The 14,890-nt window shown below is 72.2% G+C and carries 14 protein-coding genes; 9 read left to right on the top strand and 5 right to left on the bottom strand.

Translation table 11 applies throughout. The features are described 5' to 3' along the window. On the bottom strand, positions 1–772 hold a 772-nt coding region (locus tag ACFOVU_RS15765), incomplete at its 3' end, for a Mut7-C RNAse domain-containing protein (RefSeq protein WP_378534316.1). Between the two features lie 90 nt (positions 773–862). Then, positions 863–1,912: an LLM class flavin-dependent oxidoreductase gene (locus ACFOVU_RS15760; RefSeq protein WP_378534314.1), complete on the bottom strand. Its 1,050-nt coding sequence runs from the start codon at positions 1,910–1,912 to the stop codon at positions 863–865. A gap of 226 nt (positions 1,913–2,138) precedes the next feature. Between ACFOVU_RS15760 and ACFOVU_RS15755 the strand changes: the two genes are divergently transcribed. The 3 genes from ACFOVU_RS15755 (at position 2,139) to ACFOVU_RS15745 (ending at position 5,349) form a co-directional block, all read left to right on the top strand. Then, positions 2,139–3,401 (top strand): ABC transporter substrate-binding protein, encoded by a 1,263-nt coding sequence (locus ACFOVU_RS15755; RefSeq protein WP_378534312.1) that lies wholly within the window; start codon positions 2,139–2,141, stop codon positions 3,399–3,401. 89 nt (positions 3,402–3,490) lie between these two features. Beyond that, positions 3,491–4,426: a carbohydrate ABC transporter permease gene (locus tag ACFOVU_RS15750; RefSeq protein ID WP_378534310.1), complete on the top strand. Its 936-nt coding sequence runs from the start codon at positions 3,491–3,493 to the stop codon at positions 4,424–4,426. Beyond that, positions 4,423–5,349, top strand: coding sequence for a carbohydrate ABC transporter permease (locus ACFOVU_RS15745; protein WP_378534308.1), 927 nt, complete (start codon positions 4,423–4,425; stop codon positions 5,347–5,349). The genes ACFOVU_RS15750 and ACFOVU_RS15745 overlap by 4 nt, the downstream gene beginning before the upstream one ends. Here the strand turns inward: ACFOVU_RS15745 and ACFOVU_RS15740 are convergent. Both ACFOVU_RS15740 and ACFOVU_RS15735 read right to left on the bottom strand, forming a co-directional pair. Next, positions 5,339–6,178: an alpha/beta fold hydrolase gene (locus ACFOVU_RS15740; protein ID WP_378534306.1), complete on the bottom strand. Its 840-nt coding sequence runs from the start codon at positions 6,176–6,178 to the stop codon at positions 5,339–5,341. The genes ACFOVU_RS15745 and ACFOVU_RS15740 overlap by 11 nt on opposite strands. A gap of 125 nt (positions 6,179–6,303) precedes the next feature. Next, on the bottom strand, positions 6,304–7,479 hold the full coding sequence (locus tag ACFOVU_RS15735; RefSeq protein ID WP_378534304.1) for an L-talarate/galactarate dehydratase: 1,176 nt from the start codon (positions 7,477–7,479) through the stop codon (positions 6,304–6,306). A gap of 349 nt (positions 7,480–7,828) precedes the next feature. Here ACFOVU_RS15735 and ACFOVU_RS15730 point away from each other — a divergent pair, with 349 nt between their 5' ends. From ACFOVU_RS15730 to ACFOVU_RS15715, 4 genes are all read left to right on the top strand, one after another. Next, positions 7,829–8,488, top strand: a complete 660-nt coding sequence (locus tag ACFOVU_RS15730) for a TetR/AcrR family transcriptional regulator (protein ID WP_378534891.1) — start codon at positions 7,829–7,831, stop codon at positions 8,486–8,488. Continuing rightward, positions 8,481–9,395, top strand: a complete 915-nt coding sequence (locus tag ACFOVU_RS15725) for an ABC transporter ATP-binding protein (RefSeq protein ID WP_378534302.1) — start codon at positions 8,481–8,483, stop codon at positions 9,393–9,395. The genes ACFOVU_RS15730 and ACFOVU_RS15725 overlap by 8 nt, the downstream gene beginning before the upstream one ends. Next, a complete protein-coding gene (locus tag ACFOVU_RS15720) occupies positions 9,392–10,990 on the top strand; it encodes an ABC transporter permease (RefSeq protein WP_378534300.1) in 1,599 nt (532 codons plus the stop codon). The genes ACFOVU_RS15725 and ACFOVU_RS15720 overlap by 4 nt, the downstream gene beginning before the upstream one ends. A 152-nt stretch (positions 10,991–11,142) precedes the next feature. Further along, on the top strand, positions 11,143–11,769 hold the full coding sequence (locus ACFOVU_RS15715; protein ID WP_378534299.1) for a dihydrofolate reductase family protein: 627 nt from the start codon (positions 11,143–11,145) through the stop codon (positions 11,767–11,769). A gap of 38 nt (positions 11,770–11,807) precedes the next feature. Here the strand turns inward: ACFOVU_RS15715 and ACFOVU_RS15710 are convergent, their stop codons facing one another. Further along, the gene (locus tag ACFOVU_RS15710; protein WP_378534297.1) at positions 11,808–12,728 is read right to left on the bottom strand and encodes an alpha/beta hydrolase fold domain-containing protein; all 921 of its coding nucleotides are present in this window, start codon (positions 12,726–12,728) and stop codon (positions 11,808–11,810) included. A gap of 375 nt (positions 12,729–13,103) precedes the next feature. Here ACFOVU_RS15710 and ACFOVU_RS15705 point away from each other — a divergent pair, with 375 nt between their 5' ends. Then, a complete protein-coding gene (locus ACFOVU_RS15705; RefSeq protein WP_378534295.1) occupies positions 13,104–14,291 on the top strand; it encodes a hypothetical protein in 1,188 nt (395 codons plus the stop codon). A gap of 12 nt (positions 14,292–14,303) precedes the next feature. Next, complete coding sequence (locus tag ACFOVU_RS15700) at positions 14,304–14,843, top strand: hypothetical protein (RefSeq protein WP_378534293.1); 540 nt, start codon at positions 14,304–14,306, stop codon at positions 14,841–14,843. Positions 14,844–14,890 lie beyond the last annotated feature (47 nt).

The following is a 14,890-nucleotide window of genomic DNA, read 5'->3' as shown; positions in this document are numbered from 1 at the left end:
TGTCCTCCTTGGTGGGGAAGTAGCGGAACAGGGTCCGCTGTGACACATCGGCGGCCGCGGCGATCTCCTCGGCCGCCGCGACGATGCCCGCCAGCCGGTCGTGGTGGGCCCCCGGCCAGTACAGGCGCCCGCAGGAACCGCACTGCGTGAAGGTGTCGTAGGTCCGCCGCGTGCCCGGTTCGAGGCGGTCGGCGATCGCGTCCTTGTCGACCGGGGCGACGGGCCCGTTGCAGGCCGGGCACCGCGTCCACGGGGCCAGCGGCGGGACGAAGCGCTCGATGACGTCGCGCATCTGGTCGTCCGGGGCCGATCCCCGCACATAGGCGCCGGAGCCAAGGGACCGGCGGTGCAGGAGCGCCCGGTCCTGGGTCAGCAGCACCCGCTGCTCGGCGTTGGCCTGGTCGATGAGCGCGTCGTCATCGAGGTCGTTCGCGTAGGCGGTGTCCACGCCCAGCAGCCGCAGCCGCCGCGCCAGCGCTCCGAGGTGCACGTCGAGCACGAACCGCAGTGGGGAGTAGGGGGCCCGCTGCGGCCGCTCGACCCCGGACACCTCCACGGTCGCCCCCGGTGCCGGCCGGTGGGACGGTTCGACCCTCCGGCCGCCGACGGCGAGGCGGCCCACCTCCGGCAGCGGCACCCCGGCCGCCTCCACGAGGTGCCCGACGGTGGACGTCCCCTCGTGGGTGAGCCGCACTTCTGCGCGCCGGAGCCGGGCCGGGAGGAAGAACCGCAGCTCGGCGGCGAATCGCAGGCGCACTTCGACCCGGTCCATGCCCTCAGGATGCCATCGGCCCGGCCCCGGCCCGCGGTGCGCCGCCGACCGTCTCCCGAAGCGCCGATCCGCTCCGCCTCGCTGCGGCCCTCAGGCGAACGCCGGCATGATCCTTTCGTGGATGAGGCGGAGCTGGGTGTCCACGTCGGCCGCCTCCGCGAGGTCGCGGCCGGTGAAGGCTCGGACAAGCGTGCGGTCGGTGATGGCGCAGATCATGTGGTTGACGCCGCTGGGGGCGATCTCGCTGCGGATCTTGTCCAGGCACTCCTCGGGGGTACCGGCGATGGAGAGGCGTTCGGCGGTCTCCGGGCTGGTCAGCTCGATGCCACGGGCCAGATCGCCGGCGGCGATGGCGTCGATGGCGGGCGTGAGCTCATCGGGGTCGACGCCGTTGCGGCGCAGCTGCTCCACGGGCATCGACGAGGCGTAGATGCCGACCATGCTGCGCGCCGCCTCCTTGGCCGCCGCGGAGTCGGGCCCGGTCGCGAACACGACCCACGCCCCGATGTCCAGCTCCCGCCAGTCCCGGCCGGCGCGCTCGGCTCCGGCCCGGATGTGGTGCACCGCGTAGTCGTAGGCCTCGCGACTGTAGCCCAGCGCGTGGTGGCAGCCGTCGGACAGCTCGCCCGCCGCTTCGAAGGACTTCGGTCCGCGCATCGCCCCGAGCTTGAGCGGCACCCGGTCCTGGACGGGGCGGGCGAAGGTGAACAGCCCGTTGTAGGAGAAGAACTCGCCGTCGTAGGAGATGGCGCCCTCGTCCAGCAGGGTGCGCACCACGTGGAGGGCCTCCTTGACCCGGGACAGCGGCCGGATGCGGGCGGAGTCGATTCCGTACTGCGCCAGCAGCCCGAAGTTCCCGCTGGACAGCACGCCCTCGGCGCGCCCGCCGGAGAGTTCGTCGAGGGTGGCGAGCGCCTGGGCGATCAGGGTGGGCTCCCGCAGCGTCACCGGGGAGACGCTGGGGCCCAGCCGGATCCGGTGCGTGCGCGCGGCGGCCGCGGCGAAGAGGAGCCACAAGTCCTTGTGCCAGGTCTCGTCGGCTGCGTAGCAGGCGTGGAAGCCCAGCTCGTCGGCGAGTCGGATGGAGTCCAGCGACTCCGTGAGGGGATGGTCGGGAAGCATGGCATAGCTGAACCTCACGGGCCCACCTTCCAGAGGGGACAGAGGTATCCGATGTGACCGCTCGCGCCTCCCCCCGATACTGCGGGCGGCGCCCCCGGCTGTCCAGTCCGCTTGACGAACGCGACCCGCACTGAAACCATACCTATTTCGTAGGAAATAGTGATCGCCGGGCTCCCGCGCCCACCGCGGCGGGGCCACCCGTGCGCTGCGCGGGCGCGGTCGGCGCCGAAGGGGGCACTGGCTCATGTCGGTACACAGGAGGCCGCCGTTCTCGCGGCGGCGGTTCCTCCAGGCGTCGGGCCTCACCGGCGCCGCCCTGCTGGCTGCCGCGTGCGGCTCCAACACCGGCCGCGGCGGCACCGACGGCACCCTCACCCACTGGTACCACCAGTACGGCGAGGACGGGGTCCAAGAGGCGGTGCGGCGCTACGCGGCCGCCTTCGAGGGCGCCGAGGTCGACGTCCAGTGGACCCCCGGCAACTACGACACCAAGCTGCTGTCGGCGCTCCAGGGCGGCTCCCCGCCCGATGTGTTCGAGTACCAGACCAAGGCCGACCTGGTCCGCGCCGGCCACCTGGAGCCCCTCGACGACCTCATCGCCGACGTCCGCCAGGACTTCTCCGACGCCTCCCTGGCCTCCCACACCTTCGAGGGCTCGGTCTACGGCATCCCCCAGGCGGTCGACAGCCAGGTCCTCGTCTACCGCCCGAGCCTGCTCGACGACGCCGGGGTGGAGCCGCCCACCGGCTTCGACGCGCTGGCCGACGCCGCCCGCGAGCTCACCGACGGCGACCGCAAAGGGCTGTTCCTCGGCAACAACGCCGGCACCGACGTCCTGGGCGCGCCGTGGCTGTGGTCGGTCGGCCTCCAGTACGTGACCGAGGAGCACCGGGCCGGGTTCGACGACCCCGCCGCGGCCGGCGTCCTCACCCGCCTGCACGACCTCTTCGAGAGCGACGCGCTGCTGCTCGGCGCCCCCACCGACTGGTCCGACCCCTCCGCGCTCCTCCAGGGGCTGACCGCCATGCAGTGGACCGGCCTGTGGGCGCTGCCGCAGATCGAGGCGGAGTTCGGCGACGACTACGGCGTCCTGCCCTGGCCCCGCTTCGGTGACAGCGGCGCCGACTCGGTGCCGGTGGGGGCGTTCGGCGCCATGGTGTATGCGGGCGGGGCGCAGAAGGACCTCGCCAAGGAGTACGTCCGGTGGCTGTGGATCGAGCAGACCGCCTACCAGGAGGACTTCAATCTCGGCTACGGCTTCCACATCCCGCCGCGCGCGGACATCGCCGCCGGCGCCGAGCAGCTCTCCTCGGGCCCCGCCGCCGACGTGGTGCGCTACGTCGAGGAGCTGGGCCGCCCCAGCAGCCCGCCCGAGTGGACCCCCGCGATGGACAGCGCCTACAAGGACGCCCTGTCCAACATCGTCCGCGGCGGCGCCGACGCCGAGACGGAACTGCGGGCGGCGGCCGAGACGGTGCAGGGCGAACTCGATACGCTGTTCGGCTGACACGGACGGTGGCCGGCCCGCCGCTGCGGCGGCTGGCCGGCGCGGCCGGGCGCGGCGGCGCCGGCCGGCCGGAGGGGGACGAGGGGGACATGGGCGCGCCGACGACGACCCGGCGCCGGCCGGGTGCGCTGCTGGACCGGCCGGCCTGGGCGTTCTGGACCCTGGCGGGGCCGTTCGTCATCGGGCTGCTGGTGTTCGGCTACATCCCGATCCTGTGGAGCGTGTACCTGAGCTTCTTCGAGGCGCGCAACACCGTCACGCCCACCGAGTTCGTCGGGCTGCGCAACTACGCCGACATGCTGACCTCGCCGGCGTTCCTCGACAGCCTGCTCACCTTCACCCTGTTCGCGCTGTTCATCGTGCCCACCACCTTCGTGTGCTCGCTGGGCCTGGCGCTGCTGGTGAACCAGGCCCGCTGGGCGCAGCCGGTGCTGCGCTCGGTGTACTTCCTGCCCGCCGCCTGCTCCTACGTGGTCGCCGCGCTGATCTGGAAGCTGTCGATCTTCAACGGGGTGCGGTTCGGGCTGGCCAACACCGTGCTGGGCTGGTTCGGCCTGGACAACGTGGCATGGCTGGCGGTCACCGACCCGCCCTGGTACTGGCTGGTGCTGGTGACCCTGCGGCTGTGGCTCCAGGTGGGCTTCTACATGCTCATATTCCTGGCCGGGCTCCAGCGCATCCCGGCCGCGCTCTATGAGGCGGCGTTCGTCGACGGCGCCCGGCGCGGCTGGACCACGCTGCGCCACATCACCCTGCCGCAGCTGCGCGCGACGTCGGCCGCGGTGCTGCTGCTCAACCTGATCGCCGCCTACCAGGCGTTCGACGAGTTCTACAACGTGCTCGGCAGCGACGGCGCCTACCCGCCCTACGCCCGTCCCCCGCTGGTGTACCTCTACTACACGGCACTGGGGTCGGGCCAGGACTTCGGCCACGGCAGCGCCGGCGCGGTGATCCTCGCCCTGCTCATCGCGATCGTCACCCTGGCGCAGGGGCGCCTCCTCGGATTCGGACGGAACCACACGTGAGCGCGACCACCCCCGCCCCGGCGCCACCGGCCCGCCCCGCGCCCGAGCGTCGCGCCTCCCGCCGCACCGGTAGGGGGCGGCGTCCCGGCCGGCACCGCTCGCGCGCCCTGGTGGCGGCGGTGCTGCTCTACACCGTGCTGGTCGCCGTCGCCGTGCTGTTCCTGCTCCCCTACTACCTGATCGCGCGCAACGGGCTCTCGACGCCCGAGGAGATCACCTCGCCGGAGTGGACGCTGCTGCCGGCCGCACTGCAATGGGGCAACATCGCCGAGCTGTTCGGCCCCGGGTCGCTGATGGCCGTGGGGCTGCGCAACTCGGCGGTGGTCGCCGTGCTGCAAACCGCCGGCCAGCTCCTGGTGTGCGCACCGGCCGGCTACGCGCTGGCACGCATCCCCTACCGCCACGCCGACACCGTGTTCTACCTGGTCGTGGTCGTCTTGATGATCCCGGCGGCGGTGACCTTCGTGCCGACCTTCGTCATGGTGTCCTCGCTGGGCTGGGTGAGCAGCCTGCGCGGCCTGGTGGTGCCGATGCTGTTCAGCGGCTTCACCGCGTTCCTGTTCCGCCAGTTCTTCCTGGGCTTCCCGCGCGAGCTGGAGGACGCGGCCCGGGTCGACGGCCTGGGCTACTGGGGGACGTTCTGGCGGGTGGTGGTGCCCAACTCGCTCCAGTTCTTCGCGGCCATCGGGGTGATCACCTTCATCGGGAGCTGGAACTCGTTCCTGTGGCCGCTGGTGATCGCACAGGACTCCCAGGCCTGGACGGTGCAGGTCGTACTGTCGACCTACATCACCGCCCAGACGATCGACCTCCAGGAGCTGTTCGCCGCCGCAGCGGTGTCGGTGGCCCCGCTGGTGCTGGTGTTCCTCTTCTTCCAGCGCCACATCGTCCAGGGCGCGACCGAGACCGGGATCAAGGGCTGAGCGCCTCGGGCACCCCGGGCGGCGCCGCGGCCAGGGGGTGGGCGGCGAGGAAGTCCAGGACGGCGCCGTCGGCCTCGGGGCGGGCCTCGTGCAGGTAGCCGTGCCGGGCGCCCGGGAAGATGTGGACGCGTGCGCCGGGGATGCGGTCGGCGAGGATGCCGGCGTTGGCGGCGGGGGTGAGGAGGTCGTCGCCGCCGTGCAGGACCAGCGTGGGCGCCCGGATCGCGCCGAGCAGGCCCTCGGCGTCGTGCCCGCTGCTGGCGGCGTAGTGCAGGCGCTGGGCGTGGCGCGTGTTCGCGGGCAGGATCGACGCCACGATGCCCGGGTGGGCGCCGCCCCAGGCGGGGGTGAAGAAGAGGTCGGCGACGGCGTCGCGGCCCTCGGGCGAGGCGGCCCGGCGCAGGGCGCGGGTGGCCTCGGGCGGCCGGGCGGCTTCGAGCGTCCCGCCGGGGCCGGTCGAGCCGAGCACCAGCGCACCCACGCGCTCAGGCGCCATGGCGGCGAGGACCTGGGCGACCCGGCCGCCCATGGAGAACCCGTAGACGTGGGCGCGGCCGATGCCGAGGGCGTCGAGGACCGCGAGTGCGTCGTCGGCGAACAGGCGGGTGGTGTAGCCGGCGGCGCCGTCGGGCGGCTCGGGGGTGTCGCTGCCGCCGGTCCCGCGGGCGTCGAGGAGGATGACCCGGTGGCGGCGGGCGAGGGCGGTGTCGACGCCGGCCCACATGCGGTGGTCCAGTGACTGCCCGCTGAGCAGGAGCAGCGGGTCGCCGCCGCTGCCGAGGGCGGTGTAGTGGATGCGGGCGGAATCGGCTGCGATCGCGTGGCTCACGACCTTGGACGCTACCCGATCGCGGCCTGCGGCCGGACCCCTGCGGGGTACGACGTCGGCCGCAGTCGAGTGGCATGGCGGCGCGGGCCGGGCGGTACCTGCTGGGTACCGCCCGGGGCCCAGTGTCAGGCGCGGGCCTCCGCGGTGGCCACGGTCCAGGCACGGGCCTGCTCGCTGATCGTGATGCCGAGGCCGGGGCGTGCCGACAGGTGCATGCGGCCGCCGGAGATCTCCAGGTGCTCGTTGAACAGCGGGTCGAGCCATTCGAAGTGCTCGACCCACGGGTCGCGCGCGTAGGCCGCGGCGAGGTGGATGTGGATCTCCATGGCGTAGTGCGGGGCGAGGTCCAGGTGGGCGTGGTCGGCCAGCGCCATGACCTTGAGGAACGGGGTGATGCCGCCGACGCGGGGGGCGTCGGGCTGGACGATGTCGGCGGCGCGCAGCCGGATCAGCTCGGCGTGCTCGGCGACGCTGGTGAGCATCTCGCCGGTGGCGATGGGGGTGTCGAAGGTCGCGGAGAGCATCGCGTGGCCCTCGGCGTCGTAGGCGTCGAGGGGCTCCTCGATCCAGACGAGGCCGTAGTCGTCCAGCGCCCGGCACATCCGGCGCGCGGTGGCGCGGTCCCACTGCTGGTTGGCGTCGACCATCAGCGGCACATCGGGCCCCAGGTGGTCGCGCACGGCGGCGACGCGGGCCAGGTCGACGGAGCTGTCGGGCTGGCCGACCTTGATCTTGATGCCGCCGATCCCCGCGGCCACGGACGCGCTCGACTTCTCCCGGATCTCATCGATCGAGGCGTGCAGGAAGCCGCCGGAGGTGTTGTAGGTGCGCACGGAGTCGCGGTGGGCGCCGAGCAGCTTGGCCAGGGGCAGCCCGGCCCGCTTGGCCTTGAGGTCCCACAGGGCGACGTCGAAGGCCGCGATGGCCTGCACGGACAGCCCGCTGCGCCCGACCGAGGCGCCGGCCCACACCAGCTTGTCCCAGATCTTGGCGATGTCGCTGGGGTCCTCGCCGATCAGGACCGGGGCGATCTCCTTGGCGTGCGCGAACTGGCCGGGCCCGCCGGCGCGCTTGGAGTAGCTGAAGCCGACGCCCTCGTGGCCGGATTCGGTGGTGATCTCGGCGAAGAGCAGCGCGACCTCGGTCATCGGCCGCTGCCGCCCAGTGAGGACCTTGGCGTCGCTGATGGGCTGGGGCAGGGGCAGGGTGACCGAGGAGAGCCGGACGGTGGCGATCCGGTCGAGGGTGGCCGGGCCGGCGGCCACCACGGGGGGAGCGGCGGAGGTGCTGTCGGTGCTCATGGTGGTTCTGCTCCTGGTCGGGCGGGCGGCGGGCACGCGGCGGACGGATCGGCGGCAGGCGGTCCCCTCCGGTCGGGCGTGCCCCGCTGTGGGACCGCCACCGGACTTCCGCACCGAAACCGCAGGGAAACCTGAAAGGAACCTAATCCCGGGCAACGATGCAGGTCAATGCCTGATTCGGCATGCTTCGATACCGCGAGAGCATCGTGGCTGGCCGCACCCGACACTCAGCCACTCAATGAGGAAAACGCTTTCCCCTGCTCCCAATCACGAATTGCTACACGCGTGTGTAGTATCCTCCTCTTATGTACAGCCACCTGTACACGCGAATAGGAGCCGGAACGTGACCATGACGGAGCCCGATCCGGACGACCTCACCGCCCGCGCACGGATCCGCGACGCCGCGCTGCGCCACTTCGGCGAGCACGGTTTCGACCGGTCGACGATCCGCGGGATCGCCGAGACCGCGGGGGTGTCATCCGGGCTGGTGCGCCACCACTTCGGCTCGAAGGAAGCGCTGCGCGACGCCTGCGACGCCCACCTGGCCGCGGCCCTGCAACGCATCAACGGCCGGGTCCGGGCCGACAGCACGCCCGGCGACGTGAACTACGTGGCCGTGGCCGGAGCCGCCTTCGGCCCCTACCAGCGATACGTCGCGCGCGCCCTGAGCGAGGGCCGGGCCACCGCGCTCTTCGACACGCTGGTCGACCTGGGCGCGCAATGGCTCGCGGAGGCCGACACCAGGCGCCCCGATCCCCCCGACGTCAGCACCGAGGCCCGGGCGACCGTGACGGCGGCCATGGCGCTGTCCGTCTCGGTCCTCCACCAGCACGTGTCGCGGCGCCTCGGCGTCGACGTCCTCGCACCCGAGGGCGGCGACGTGCTTGCCCGGATCCTGCTCGACATCTACTCCCACCCCTTCCTCAGCCCCGACGAGGCCGCCGCCATCCGCTCGCGCCTCCCGGCCACTCACACCGCACCACCCCGCACGGAGGGCCACGATGACTGACGCGATCTCGGTGAACGGCCTGGTCAAGAGGTACGGCCGCACCACCGCACTGAACGGGCTCGACCTCACGGTGGGCACCGGCGAGGTCCACGGCTTCTTGGGGCCCAACGGCGCGGGCAAGAGCACGACGATCCGGACCCTCCTGGGCCTGCTGCGTCCTGATGCGGGCACCGCCCGGTTACTCGGCGGCGACCCCTGGAGGGAAGCCACCGCTCTGCACCGCCGCCTCGCCTACGTGCCCGGCGACGTCGCGCTCTGGCCCGGCCTGTCCGGCGGCGAGGTCATCGACCTGCTGGTGCGGGCGCGCGGCGGCGCCGGCGGTGCCCGACGGCGCGAGCTGATCGAGCGCTTCGACCTGGACCCGCGGACCCGGGTCGGCGCCTACTCCAAGGGCAACCGGCAGAAGGTGGCGCTGGTCGCCGCTCTCGCCTCCGACGCCGACCTCCTCATCCTGGACGAGCCGACCTCGGGCCTGGACCCGCTGATGGAGGTCGTGTTCCGCGACGTCGTCCGTGAAGAGCAGCGGCGTCTGGGCCGCACCGTGCTGCTGTCCAGCCACATCCTCGGCGAGGTCGAGGCGCTGTGCGACCGCGTCACCATCGTCCGCGACGGCCGGACCGTCGACACCGGCACCCTCGCCGAGCTGCGGCACCTGACCCGCACCGCCATCCGCGCCGAACTCGCCGGCCCCTCGGACGGGCTCGCCGGCCTGCCGGGGGTGCACGGCCTGCGGGCCGAGGACGGACGAGTGGAGTTCGACGTCGAGACCGACGCCCTCGACGCGGTGCTGCGCCACCTCGGGTCGGTGGGCGTCCGCGGCCTCGTCAGCCGCCCGCCCACACTCGAGGAGCTGTTCCTGCGGCACTACGAGACGGCTCGTGTGGCGGGAGCGGGGGCGGGACAGTGAACGGCCTCGCCGGGACCCCCCTGCTCCTGCGGCTGGGGCTGCGCCGCGAGAGGGTCATCGCCCCGTGGTGGATCCTGCTGCTGGTGACGATGGCGCTGGTCATGGTCGCCTACGTCGAGCGGAACATGGGCACTTTCGAGCTGAAGGCGACCTACACGGAGATGATCAACCGCAATGCCTTCTTCCGGGCGCTGGGCGGCGGGACCGTCGAACCCGACCTCGGCGTCCTGTCGTCGTGGCGCAGCGGCGGGTTCTTGTACGTGATGAACGGGCTCGCCGCCCTGATGTCGGTGATCCGCCTTACGCGCGCCGACGAGGATTCCGGCCGCACCGAACTGCTGCGTGCGGCCGTCGTCGGGCGTTACTCCCCGCTGACCGCCGCCCTGCTGGTGGCGGGCGGGGTGAGCCTGGCCGGCGGGGCGCTGACCGCCGTCGTCCTGGTCGCGATCGGGCTGGAGCCCACGGGGTCGATCGCCTACGGTGCGGCCATCACCGCGGCCGGGTGGGTGTTCGCCGCCATCGGGGCCGTTGCCGCCCAGCTCGCCCGCAGCGCCCACACAGCCCGGGTCATGGCGCTGGCGGTCCTGGGGGCCGCCTACCTGCTGCGCTACGCCGGAGACGCGAGCGGGCAGGCCTGGATGGTCCGCGCCTCCCCGATCGGCTGGAGCCACCTGGTGGAGCCCTACCGCGACGAGCGGTGGTGGATGCTCGCGGTCCCGCTCGCCGTGGCCGCGGTGCTGGCGGCCGCGGCCTACGGCCTGGCCGGGCGCCGCGACCTCGGAGCGGGGCTAGTGTCCGAGCGCCGCGGGCCCGCCAGCGCCCCGCGCCTGCGCGGTCCGATCAGCCTCGCTTGGCGGCTGCACCGCGGCCTGCTGGCGTCCTGGGCCGCCGGGATCGCCGTCTTCGCGGCGGCCGCCGGCGGGCTCAGCACCCTGGCGCACCAGCTCAGCGAGGCTCCCGGCGCATCGGTCGCCCACCTGATGGAGAACTTCGGCGGCTCGGGGGCATCACCGCTGCACGCCTATGTGTGGCCGATCATCCTGATCTTCGGCTACATAATCGCCCTCTACCCGGTGATCATGGTGCAGCGGCTGCGCGCCGACGAGGCCGCCGGCCGCGCCGAAGCCGTGCAGGCCACGCCGATGACGCGGCTCCGGTGGGCGGGCGGGCACCTGCTGGTGGCCGCGCTCGGCACGGCGGCGCTGCTGGCCGTGGCCGGGCTCGCCTTCGGCACGCTCTTCGGGGTACTTGTGGGCGACCCCGCGTCCGATGTGCCCCGCATCCTCGCCGCGGCACTGGGGACGCTTCCGGCCGCCTGGCTCGTGGGCGCGGTGGGCGTGCTCGCCTACGGGCTGGTGCCGCGGGCCTGCGTGGCGATCTCCTGGGCCGTCTGGGTGGCGGTCGCCGCCCTCGGCCGGATCGCGGGCCCGCTGTACGGGCAGTGGGGTGGGACCCCCTTCGAGCCGTTCCACTACCTCCCCGACACCGTCGCCGGAGCGCCCTTCGACCCGGTGCCCGCGCTGGTGCTGGCCGCCCTGTCGGCCCTGGTCGCCGGCGGCGGGCTGCTGGCCCTACACCGCCGCGACATCGGATGACCTGGGCAAACGGATAGGGCGGGGCGCCGCGGGGCGGCGTGCCGGCCGGGCTACGGCGCTGTAGCGTGCCCGCTGAGGGCACGCCGCACCGCCGGGGCCGCCGTGCGTCCAGCGGGGGCCGCTGCGGCCCGGCCGTGCAGTGAGGAGGGCAGATGGCCGACGTCTTCGCGAGCCTGGGGATGTCCCTGGACGGCTACATCGCCGGGCCCAACGCCCACCCGGGCAACCCGCTGGGCGACGGCGGGACCCGCATCCACCAGTGGATGTTCGGTGTCGAGAGCTGGCGGGACCGGCAAGGCCTGGAGGACGGCCGCACCGACCGCGACGACGCGGTCGTCGAGGAGGGCTTCGAGCGGGCCGGGGCCTACGTGATGGGGCGCCGGATGTTCGACGAGGGCGAGGTCGCCTGGGGTGACCCGCCGCCGTTCCACGCCCCGGTGTTCGTGCTGACCTCTTCCCCGCGTGAACCGTGGGTGCGCCAGGGCGGGACGACGTTCACGTTCGTCACCGACGGCGTAGAGAGCGCGCTCGCCCAGGCGCGCACCGCCGCCGGCGGCAAGGACGTGCAGGTCTCGGGTGGTGCGAGCGCCGTCCGGCAGTTCCTCAACGCCGGGCTCATCGCCGAACTGGAGCTCCACATCGCCCCGCTGCTGCTTGGCGGGGGCGTCCGGCTGCTGGACGGCGTCGACCCCCGGATCACCTTCGAGCCCGGCCGGGTCGTCGCCTCCCCGGCGGTCACCCACCTGCGCTACCGCGTCATGGCTCCTTCAGCGGACTGACCGTGCCCGGGCCGGTGCCCGCTCGGATGGAGGGGGCGTCAGGCCGGCGGCCGCTTCCTGTGGCCCTCGTGGCGAATCGTGTCGACGATGTGGTCGACCGCCCGCCGCCCCTCGGGGATCGGATACAGCGGATACACGTGGATCTGGCCTGCACCCTCGTGGAAGTCCACGTCGACCCCGGCGTCCTCGGCCAGGGCGCGGAAGCGGTGGGTGTCGGGGTTGAGCACATCGTGGCTACCGATGAAGACGGTGCACGGCGGCAGCCCCTCCATGCGCCCGTTGAGGGGGCTGGCCAGGGGGTCGGCCGGATCCAGGTTCCCGGCCCACAGGTTGCCAGCGAACCGCAGCGCCCCGCGCGACAGCTCCGGGTCGAGAGGTTCGACCGCGGGGATGCCCGGGTTGTCCATGGTGACGTCCAGCCACGGGGAGATGAGGATGAGGCGGGTCGGCTGGTGGCCGCCCTGCGCGCGGAGGTGCTGAGCGGCCGCGAGGGCCAGGCCGCCGCCCGCGGAGTCGCCGATGAGCACCGTCTCGCCCGCGCAGCGGTCCACGAGCTCGCGGGTGAAGCCGGCGATCTCGGGGACCACGATGTCGGCGGTGCCCTGGGGCGCCAGCGGGTAGATCGGCGCCCACACGTGCGCGCGCAGCCGGGTGACCAGCAGGCGGATGAACCGCCAGTGCATGCCGCTGATCTGCTCGACGTAGGCGCCGCCGTGCAGGACCATGATGTTGGCGTGCGCCGGGCCGGAGCGCGGGGTCACCTCGTAGCACGGCCAGCCGTAGCGGAAGTGCAGGCGGACGTTGTGCGTCCGGTCCATGCGCCGCGGCGGGCCGATGCGCTCGGGGCGCACCTGCCGGGATTCCACCTTGCGGCGCACGATGACAGGGTCGCGGTACTCGATCCGGGCACCGACCACTGACGCCGCGGCCCTCCACACGCGGCTGGCCACACTCGGCACGGCGCCACCCCCTCCAACGACGTCCCCGCCCAGCGGCTTCCGAGCTGACACCGTGCACCTGACCCCGCCCCGTGGCGCGAAACGTCGGCGCCCTGGGGCACACGGCCCCCGGCTGCCGATGGCCGCGCGCGCATCGCTTCGAGCCGGCACCCTTGTGTTCGTTCCCCGCCACCGGATGCGAGTTCGGCCGAATTCCCCGGATTTCGAGATTTCTGATTTCCAGCGGAACTACCCTTATCCCGGCCAACCCGAAGGGTGAACCTCGGAATTCGACTTTTCTCATAAAAGATCCCGAATTCCCTGAACTATATCCGCATCCTGCCGTTCTCCGCCGGCGGCTGCACTCGTGACCGTTGTGACCCGAGGTATCCCCCAATGCTCCGACGCATCCACGACCCCGAACGCGGCGCCGGGTTCATCGAACACGGCGCCGTCATCCTGCTGGTCGCCGCCATCGCCGCAACCGTCATCACCAGTGGCGTCTCCGGCCGGGTCTCAGCACTGATCGCCTCGGCCATCGATTCGGTCGAGAAAAGCAGCGCCGGCGACAGCGAGGGCGACGGCCCGGGGGCGCCCCAGGGCAGCGATCAAAGCAACGAGCCAGGTGACGAGGGCGGGGACGACGGCAACGGCAGAGACGACAGCGGCGGTGGCGGGGTCCGGAGTTCAGTGGGCGACGGGCTCAGCGCGGTCGGCGACGGGCTGGCCGATCTGGGCACGGGGGCGTGGAACGCCGTCACCGACACCTGGGACGGTGTGGTGGACGCCTGGGACGGGCTGTGGGACAACGTCGGCCAGATCATCGACGACCCGGGCCAGTGGGCCACCGACACCTGGGACTCCACCCTCGACGGCCTGACCGGCACCTGGGACGCCATCACCACCGACCCGGTCGGCTGGGGCCTCGACCTCCTCTTCAGCGAAGAGACCCAGGAGAACTGGAACAACGGCAACCACCTGGAGGCCATCGGCCAGGGCATCACCGAGAACGCCGTCGCCCTCATCCCCTACTTCGGCTGGGGCAAGAAACTCGACCGCCTCGGCGACATCGCCGACGGAGGCGGCAACGACCGGGTCAACGGAAGCGGCGGCGACAGCGAGGGAGACGGCGACCAGCGCGCCGACGGCGATGAGGAGAGGAGGGACGACACAAGTCGCCCTTCCTGCATCCCTCAGCACCGCTACGTCAGAGCGGGGGCGATCAGCACCCCCGTACATAATCCGGGGCCCCGGCGCTGCACGATCACCGAGCAGGTCAATCAGCACATCGATGACCGGCACACGGAGAACGGTCGGCTTAGGACCCCGGACGCCACGGTCTGGGGTGTGGGCCGGGAGGAAAGGACCCGCATCATCAATGAGACCCTCGCGCAGGACCCGGAAGGGGTTCTCAATACGGATAACCGGAGCGGAACCGTCCACGTGGGAGAGTTCGACGAGCCGGTGGGGAGGGCTGGCGACTCGCAGGGTGGGTACCCGATCTATGAGGTGGAGGTCGTCCTCAGACCTGACGGCTCGGTGCGCACCGCCTACCCGAGTGGATACATCCCCCAGGACAACTAGGAATGTGTGGGCATGAATGCTGTGGTGACCATCGGATCCCTGCGCACTGATCACGGGGGTGACACAGTCGGCCCGACGCTCCGCGACTCCGGCGAAATCGCTCAGATCCCTGAAGGGGACATGAGGGAAATGTTCCTGTACGACGACGTTTGGATGCGGATCGGGGCCTTCAATTTCACGCAGGGGACAACCCCGCTTCTGGACTTCTGTATGTCGCTCCAGTTCGCTCTACGCGGACTCGCGGTCGCTGGGAAATCCACCATGAGTTTCCCCGACGTTGTCACCCGGGTTCGCTTCACCTTGGACGATGCAACTGTGAATGTGCGGTCGACTTCGGAGGCGGATGGCAGAGGCGAGTGCTCGTTCCTCCAGCTGACCTCAGCCGTGTGCCTCTTCCAGCGCAGCGCGTTGGACGCAGTCACCCGCGACAACCCCGACCTGCTGTTCAACGATCTCGTGGAGCGCCTGTTCCGGGAGTACGGCGTCCGGGAACTCGGCGAGGAGCAGTTCGCTCGGCACACGCAGGCCATGCGGCGGCGATACAGCGGCTGACACCCCGCCCCGCCCCCGCCCCCGGACGGCAGCGGCGGCCGCAGCTG

It is taken from the genome of Nocardiopsis sediminis, from assembly GCF_042650565.1.
Classification (GTDB): Bacteria; Actinomycetota; Actinomycetes; order Streptosporangiales; family Streptosporangiaceae; genus Nocardiopsis_B; species Nocardiopsis_B sediminis.
Note: the sequence above shows the minus strand (reverse complement) of the source record. Positions and strands in the feature narration are given on the sequence as shown.